Raw genomic sequence first — 8,057 nt, 5'->3', positions numbered from 1 at the left:
GCAAAGAAGCGAGAATTATACAGCCACTCGCCGGGCTGTCAACAACAATTATTACAGAATTATGAAACTAGAATAAAACTGAAATTTTGCAGAAAAAATGGTGGGCCGTCTGCGACTCGAACGCAGGACCATCGGATTAAAAGTCCGGTGCTCTACCAACTGAGCTAACGGCCCAAACCAAGCGCGACATAATACTATAGTTGATAAAAATGACAACCCCAGTTGCCAATATTTTTCTATTTTATCGACATAGAATAGCGGGGGGAGTCATACAGGAAACATGTAATCACTGATTCTTACCAAGAAACAATAACTTATTGATACCGTGTTGGGTCTGCTAGTCCGGCATCAATAAAACCTTGTCGTCTGAAGCGACAGGAATCACATTGTCCACACGCTCTGCCTTGCGCATCAGCTTGGTAGCAGGAAACTGTTTCGCTGTAATCAATCCCCAGCTCCGTACCACGCTTAACGATTTCTGACTTTGAAAGGTGCATCAATGGTGCTTTTATATATATAGCGGAACCTTCAACTGCCGATTTGGTTGCCAGGTTAGCCAGCTTTTCAAATGCATCAATAAATTCAGGGCGACAATCAGGATAGCCTGAGTAATCCACAGCGTTAACCCCGACAAAAATGGCTTCGGCATTAAGTACTTCTGCCCAGCCTAATGCAATCGACAGAAAAACTGTATTTCGTGCCGGGACATAAGTAATCGGAATACCCTGTTGTTCTGTCTCTGGCACATCAATGTCATCTGTTAATGCTGACCCACCGATGGCACGAAGATCAATCTGTATTACTTTATGGCTGGCTACACCAGATTTTTTAGCCAGATTTTCCGCTGCAAAAAGTTCGGTTTTGTGTCGCTGACCATAATCAAAGCTGATAGTGAAGCATTCATAACCTTCAGCTTTGGCAATTGCCAAGGCTGTAACGGAATCTAATCCGCCGGAAAGTAATATGACAGCACGTTTAGTCATCGGCCTTGAGCATCGTTCCAAAGATATTTATGCAATTGAATTTGCATTCTTACCGGCAGATTATCAGCAATAATCCATTCCGCTAAATCGGTAGGGTTTAAATCACCATGCACCGGGGAAAATAAAATCTCACAACGATCTATCAGCTCCAGCGAGAATAACTGCTCACGAGCCCAATCATAATCTTCACGATTACAGATAACGAATTTGATTTGATCCTGAGGGTTTAACAGATCAATATTGCCGTAACGATTTTTGGAGACTTCGCCTGATGTGGGGGTTTTTAAATCCATAACCCGTACAACCCGCGGATCGATATTACTGATATCCATCGCACCACTGGTTTCCAATGACACTTCGACATCCAACTCACACAAGGCAGTTAATAATTCCCGACAGGTATTCTGGGCCAGCGGTTCGCCGCCGGTAACAGTGACATAGCGGGGATTGTAGCTTTTTACTTCAGCAACAATGTCACTGATCTCCATTTTTTGCCCGCCATGAAAGGCATAAGCGGTATCACAATAACCACAACGTAACGGGCAGCCGGTCAACCTGACAAAAACGGTGGGCAGGCCCACTGTTCGGGTTTCACCTTGTAATGAATAGAAAATCTCGGTGATACGACATTGAGCCATCTACGTAATCTACAAAAAATGTTTTATTGTGCATTTTGCTGGATACGATCCAGACGCACTTTCGCCAGTCGAGATGCTGATGTATCCGGATATTGCTCAATCACCTGATTCAATGATGCTTGCGCCTTACTGGTATCGCCAGTTTCATATTCACTGAAACCGCGTTTTAACAAAGCATCTGCCACTTTATTACTGTCGGGATAGCTGGAGATGACTTTATCAAAAGCCACGATTGCTTTATCAAATTCACGCAAAACGTAATGTGCTTCGCCTTGCCAATAATAGACATTAGGCAGATATGAACTATTTGGATAATTTTGGGGGAATGCTCCCAACGCTGACAAAGCTTCCTGATAACGGCCGCCACGCAGATCCTGTAATGCTGACTGATATGCAGCTTCGCCACTTTCTACTGCGACGGGCACAGGTGCGCTCTCTCCAGCGTCTGTCTGATCAGTGGGTGTATTCTGCAAACCACCATCGGCTAACTCTTCATCAATTGAATTGTTATCCACAGAAGGAGAATCGATAACTGATGGAGCTTGAGAAACAGGAGCTTGCTGCTGAATTTCTGTTATTCGTTGATCAAGATCAAGATATTGTTCGCGCTGGCGTTTTTGAATCTGTTCTATTTGGTGATTAAGTTCTTCATTAGCACCATTTAAACGTTGAATCTCACGCTGCAATTGATCAACCTGAGTGAGCAAGGAGGTTAATCCCTGCCCCTGAATAATACGTTCCAACCTATCCACGCGAGCCTGTAAAGCTTCTTCTTCAGCCCAAGAAACAGCGGGCGCCAATATAGCGCCCACCATTAATACGATTGCAAGTTGTTTTTGCTTTTTAAAAGGCATATCAACGACCAATGTAAATTATTTCAACTCGACGGTTTTGTGACCATGCAGATTCATCACTACCATCAACGGCAGGACGTTCTTCACCAAAGCTTGTCACACGAAATTGTTGGGCACTAGCGCCCTGCAACATCAGTAACTGACGAATAGATAAAGCACGTCGTTCACCTAATGCGAGATTATATTCACGCGAGCCCCGCTCATCAGTATGACCTTCAAGACGGACAGTCAGATTAGGATTTTTACCCAAATAAGCTGCGTGAGCCTCGACGATAGGTTGATCTTGTGGTCTTACACTGGCGCTATCGTAATCAAAGTAGATTACCCGATTGGAGAGAGGGTTGGATGGATCATTCAATTCACTTCCTGCATAACCATCTTCGCCAACAATAACACTTGCTTCTGCTCCCAGATCGCTACCATCAGCTCCTTGACCAGTAACACCTGAAGTTGATGCGCCATTACGCTCCTCAACCAACACATCATCGGTTCCATCTTTTGTGGCATTACCGCTACAGGCATTGAGTAAAAACAATGCAATAAGTAGAGCCGAGAACTTATAACGATTCATAACAAACACTCCTGACATAAATTATTTTTTCAGCGGAGACCATGCTGGTTCACGCACAACAGTTCCGGATTCGCTCAAACGTTGATGGATCCGGCCATCAACAGAGACAGCAGCTAAAACACCGCTACCTTTTTGCTCAGTAGCATACAGGATCATTTGGCCATTCGGCGCGAAACTCGGCGATTCAGCTCTTCCTGAATCCGTCAAAACTTGCATTGCGCCGGTTTTCAAATCCTGTACAGCAATATAAAAACCACCATTGGCACCATGTACCATGGCCAGTTTGCTTCCATCTGGTGATAAATCAGGTGAAGCATTGTAATTTCCTTCAAAACTTATCCGTTCAGCTCTACCACCATTTGCTGAAACTTTGTAAATTTGTGGTCGACCACCACGGTCAGAAGTAAAGTAAATCTCATTGCCATCGCGTGACCAGACTGCTTCAGTATCAATCGCCTGAGCATTATTAGTGACCCGTATTAAATCACCATTGGCTAATTCCATGACATAAATTTCCGGGTTACCATTTCTCGACAGAGTCAGGGCCAGCTTTTTGCCATCAGGCGACCAAGCCGGTGCGCTATTTATGCCTTCAAAGGAGGCAACTGACTTGCGTTGTCCGCTTTGCAACTGCTGAACAAAAACCTCTGTTTTGCCATTCTCAAATGATACATAGGCTAATTGATTGCCATCAGGTCCCCAGGACGGCGACATAATCGGTTGAGTAGATTGTAATACAGTCCGTGGATTTGCTCCATCAGCATCCGATATCTGTAAAGCGAAACGTTTTTTACCATCACCAGCCGTTATTTGTGTGACAAACGCCAGACGCGTTGAAAAAATACCTTTTTCGCCGGTTAATGTTTCATAGATAACATCTGCAATCTGATGGCCTAATGCACGCAATCCAGATGCAGGCACCTGGTAACGTTTTCCGGCCAATTGCTGACCACGGTAAACATCAAACAATTGGAATTGAACCTGGTAGTTCTCGCCATCCTGACTGCTGATTTTGCCGATAACAAGCCCTTCGGAACGTAATAAACGCCAATCTGCAAAATTGACCTGTGATTGTTCAGTGGGTCGAGAAACCAAATCCTGGTTATCTAATGGTGCGAAACGACCAGTACTCTCGAGATCATTACGAATAATGCTGGTTATATCCTCAGGCGCTTTAATTCCTTCGGCGCCAAACGGCACAATAGCGATTGGGAGTGCGCTATCTGAACCTCCGGTGATTTCGACTTTTAACACGGCAGATGCCTGAATTGGCATAAAAAACATCGCCATTAAGGCAAGCGAACGAATTAATTTCGGGGCCATATTAACTTCTCTCATTCAGGTTTAAAGTATATTTCAATGCCTTCACTGATAATCTTTTGTGCTGCATCAGGGTCTGAAGGCATTGGCATTGGAGCGGCCTTATAAACAGCATTTTCTGCAGAACGATCAAATATTTCACTACCACTGCTTTTTATCACTCTTACACTGCGGATATCACCACCCGGAATAAGTTTCACTTCCAGCGTAACAAGTAACCCAGGTTCTGCATTAGCTGGTTTAGTCCAGTAACGGGTAATTCTTTGTTGAATCTGCAATCCGTAGGTATCCAGAACGCCAGCAATCCGTTTCTGCTTGCGCTGTTCTGCCTCAGCATCTAATTGTCTTTGTAATGCTTGTTCCGCTTCTGCTCGTGATTTTTCTGCGGCCAGGCGTTCTGCCTCAGCTTTTCGCTTGGCCTGAGCTTCAGCAGCTTTTCGTTTAGTTTCAGCTTCAGCTGCCTTACGTTTAGCCTCTTCTTCTGCTTTACGCTTGGCTTCCTCTTCTGCTTTACGTTTGGCTTCCTCTTCCGCTTTACGTTTGGCCTCTTCCTCAGCCTTGCGTCTGGCTTCCTCTTCCGCCTTGCGTTTAGCCACAGCTTCTTCTCGGGCCTTTTCTGCTGCTAAGCGTTCTGCTTCAGCTCGTTGTTTAGCTTCTTCAGCCGCTTTTCGCTCAGCTTCTGCCTTTTGTTTAGCTTGTTCTGCTTGTTGACGTTCCAACTCTGCCTGTTTACGTGCTTCTTCCTGTTCTATACGTTGCTGCTCAAGCTCTTTCAAGCGTTGTTGTTCAAGTTCAGCTTCTTGTTTTAGTTTTTCGGCATCAAGCTTGGCACGTTCCTGCATATCCAGAAATTCTTGCTCTTTACGAGCCAGCTCATCTTGCGTTTTTTCAAGTTGTTCATCCAGTTTTTGCTGACGCTCTTCTTCTGCTGCACGTTTTTTTTCTTCCGCTTCCTGCAAACGCGCCATTTCTTCAAGAACTAAATCTTCGTCAACTACGGTAGCTTGTACGATCTCGACTTCTGGTTGGCCAAACTGGCGAATATCAGTAGGCATATCAAAGCTGAATATCAGCAGTAAAAATAACAATATATGCAATATTGTTGAAGTGCCGCCGGCAAGAAGAGTTTGCACAATTGGATGCTTCATCTTAATTACTGTGTTTCCGTTTCCGGTCTTTGAGTAATCAAACCGACATTCGGTACGCCTGCTTTTTGTAATAAAGCCATAGCCCCTACCACTTGTCCATAACTTGCTGAACTATCGCCTTTGACCATCACTGGCGTTTGAGGGTTTCGGCGTAATACAGCCGACACTCTGGCAACCAGTTCCTGTGCACCGATACTTTGATCCTGATTATCACCTACTGATGCATAGTAAGCACCTTCAGCATCAACCGAAATCACCAAAGGTTCAAGATTTTCCGGCGCTTCAACCGGATTGGCATCGGCCTTGGGTAAATCGACTTGAACGCCCTGGGTTAGCATGGGCGCGGTAATCATGAAAATGATCAGCAATACCAGCATCACGTCGATGTACGGTACGACATTAATTTCTGCCATAGGCTTGCGACGTTGGCGTTGTTGTTTATAAAGCGCCATAGTTGGCTCCGTTATTAACCTTGTTGCCGTTGCAAAATTGAAGAGAATTCTTCAACGAAATTGTCATAACGACTAATCAATCTCTCAACTTCATGTGAATAACGGTTATATGCTACAACCGCTGGTATCGCTGCAAACAAGCCCATTGCTGTCGCGATCAAAGCCTCGGCAATACCTGGGGCAACCATAGCCAGTGTCGCCTGTTGCACTTCGCCTAAAGCTCGAAATGAATTCATGATACCCCAGACCGTTCCAAACAAACCAATGTATGGACTGGTAGAACCTGCTGTCGCCAGAAAGGGTAACGAAACTTCCAATTCATCCATTTCACGGGACAAGGAAATACGCATTACTCGCTGAGTCCCTTCCAACACATAGGTTGAGTCAGTAGAGGATTTTTTTAAACGGACAAATTCCTTGAAACCCGCCTCGAAAATTCCCTCCATACCCCGACCGGAGTGAGGTCTGGCAGTAATATCCTCATAGAGTCTGTTTAATTCATTTCCCGACCAGAATTTATCTTCAAATAAATCAGCATCTCGCCGGGCATCGGCTAACTCGCTGCGTTTTTTGAAAATAATGGTCCAGGAATAAACTGATATCAGCAGCAAAATAAGCATAACGATCTGCACCAGTAAACTGGCTTCAGATATCAGGGACATCAAGGATAGATCAGCATTCACATTGCATCTCCGTCAAAATAAAAGAAGGTATCGGGCACGGTTTAAATCGCAAAGCATCCAGGCAGGCCACTCGGACCGACGCACCGCACAACAGTTCACCGTCACGCAGTACTGATTGCTCAAACTGCATGCTTGCACCGCTCGTTTGTGTCATTTCAGATCGAATCAATAAGGCATCATTAAAACGTGCCGGGCGACGAAAATTAATTTGCATCGAATGGACTGCAAACAGACAATTATGTTCGTCTTTTAAAACATTTTGTTCAAAACCGAGCTGGCGTAGCCACTCTGTTCGCGCCCGCTCCATAAACTTCAGATAATTTGCGTGATATACAACGCCACCACTATCCGTATCTTCGTAATACACTCTCACCGGCCAATCAAAAGACTGCATTAATCACCTGTCAGATCTAAATCCGGTGTCAGACCCAAATGCAAAAAAGCCCGTTTGGTAGCGATTCTGCCACGAGGTGTCCGCATGATAAATCCTTCCTGAATCAAAAAGGGTTCAATAACATCTTCAATCGTGCCACGCTCTTCTCCAATAGCCGCGGCAATATTGTCCAATCCTACCGGGCCACCGGAAAATTTTTCAATGATGGCCAGCAATAGTTTGCGGTCCAACATATCAAAACCAAATTTATCGACATCCAGCAAATCCAGTGCCTGTCTGGCAATTTCTGCTGTGACAATACCATCAAACCGCACTTCTGCGTAGTCACGAACCCGTCGTAATAAACGGTTGGCTATTCGCGGCGTGCCTCTGGAACGGTGAGCAATTTCACCTGCACCATTAACGTCCAGCGTTAAACCTAGAATACGTGCGCTACGCTGCACAATCGTACTTAAATCAGCGACATTATAAAATTCCAATCGCTGCACAATGCCAAATCGGTCTCGCAAAGGCGAGGTCAGTGAACCAGCGCGGGTTGTTGCTCCGACCAGGGTAAATGGCTCAAGATCCAGCTTAATTGAACGAGCTGCCGGTCCCTCACCGATCATGATATCGATCTGGTAATCTTCCATCGCCGGATACAACACTTCTTCAACCACCGGGCTTAATCGATGAATTTCATCGACAAACAATACATCATTCGGCTCTAGATTGGTCAGCAACGCTGCCAAATCACCAGGACGCTCTAAAACCGGCCCCGAAGTTTGTCTTAAATTAACGCCCATTTCATTGGCGATAATATGTGCCAATGTGGTTTTACCCAGCCCCGGAGGACCAAATATCAGTGTATGGTCCAACGCTTCTTTGCGTTGCCGGGCCGCTGAAACAAATAATTCCATCTGCTCGCGCACCACCGGTTGCCCAATATAGTCCTCGAGTCTAATGGGCCGGATAGCCCGATCCACCCGGTCATCATCATTCAGCGTTTGCGGAGTAATAAAACGTTCATCCATA

Annotated in this window: 10 protein-coding genes and 1 tRNA gene; all 11 read right to left on the bottom strand. The window is 45.3% G+C overall.

Annotated features, from left to right (window positions below):
* Nucleotides 1-98: 98 nt before the first annotated feature.
* The 11 genes from B4F66_RS02170 to ruvB all read right to left on the bottom strand — a co-directional run bounded on the left by B4F66_RS02170 (nt 99) and on the right by ruvB (nt 8,056).
* Nucleotides 99-174: transfer RNA gene (locus B4F66_RS02170), tRNA-Lys, on the bottom strand.
* Nucleotides 175-314: 140 nt separating this feature from the next.
* On the bottom strand, nt 315-983 hold the full coding sequence (gene queC / locus B4F66_RS02165) for a 7-cyano-7-deazaguanine synthase QueC (protein ID WP_292358144.1): 669 nt from the start codon (nt 981-983) through the stop codon (nt 315-317).
* Entirely contained in the window at nt 980-1,621 is a 642-nt protein-coding gene (queE, locus tag B4F66_RS02160; RefSeq protein ID WP_292358146.1) for a 7-carboxy-7-deazaguanine synthase QueE, read from the bottom strand. Before queE ends, queC begins: the two co-directional genes overlap by 4 nt.
* 23 nt (nt 1,622-1,644) lie before the next feature.
* Nucleotides 1,645-2,475 carry a tol-pal system protein YbgF gene (gene ybgF / locus B4F66_RS02155; RefSeq protein WP_292358148.1) on the bottom strand — a complete coding sequence of 277 codons (831 nt, stop codon included), beginning with the start codon at nt 2,473-2,475 and terminating at the stop codon, nt 1,645-1,647.
* Nucleotide 2,476: 1 nt separating this feature from the next.
* On the bottom strand, nt 2,477-3,046 hold the full coding sequence (gene pal / locus B4F66_RS02150; protein WP_292358150.1) for a peptidoglycan-associated lipoprotein Pal: 570 nt from the start codon (nt 3,044-3,046) through the stop codon (nt 2,477-2,479).
* A 21-nt stretch (nt 3,047-3,067) separates the two neighbouring features.
* The gene (tolB, locus tag B4F66_RS02145; protein WP_292358152.1) at nt 3,068-4,369 is read right to left on the bottom strand and encodes a Tol-Pal system beta propeller repeat protein TolB; all 1,302 of its coding nucleotides are present in this window, start codon (nt 4,367-4,369) and stop codon (nt 3,068-3,070) included.
* 11 nt (nt 4,370-4,380) lie between these two features.
* A complete protein-coding gene (gene tolA / locus B4F66_RS02140; RefSeq protein ID WP_292358154.1) occupies nt 4,381-5,514 on the bottom strand; it encodes a cell envelope integrity protein TolA in 1,134 nt (377 codons plus the stop codon).
* A gap of 5 nt (nt 5,515-5,519) precedes the next feature.
* On the bottom strand, nt 5,520-5,966 hold the full coding sequence (gene tolR, locus B4F66_RS02135; RefSeq protein WP_292358155.1) for a protein TolR: 447 nt from the start codon (nt 5,964-5,966) through the stop codon (nt 5,520-5,522).
* A 14-nt stretch (nt 5,967-5,980) separates the two neighbouring features.
* Complete coding sequence (tolQ, locus tag B4F66_RS02130) at nt 5,981-6,649, bottom strand: protein TolQ (protein ID WP_014705246.1); 669 nt, start codon at nt 6,647-6,649, stop codon at nt 5,981-5,983.
* A complete protein-coding gene (gene ybgC, locus B4F66_RS02125; RefSeq protein ID WP_292358158.1) occupies nt 6,639-7,043 on the bottom strand; it encodes a tol-pal system-associated acyl-CoA thioesterase in 405 nt (134 codons plus the stop codon). Before ybgC ends, tolQ begins: the two co-directional genes overlap by 11 nt.
* A complete protein-coding gene (gene ruvB / locus B4F66_RS02120) occupies nt 7,043-8,056 on the bottom strand; it encodes a Holliday junction branch migration DNA helicase RuvB (protein ID WP_292358159.1) in 1,014 nt (337 codons plus the stop codon). Before ruvB ends, ybgC begins: the two co-directional genes overlap by 1 nt.
* Nucleotide 8,057 lies beyond the last annotated feature (1 nt).

This window comes from Methylophaga sp. UBA3603, from assembly GCF_002375335.1.
Taxonomy (GTDB): Bacteria; Pseudomonadota; Gammaproteobacteria; order Nitrosococcales; family Methylophagaceae; genus Methylophaga.
Note: the sequence above shows the minus strand (reverse complement) of the source record. Positions and strands in the feature narration are given on the sequence as shown.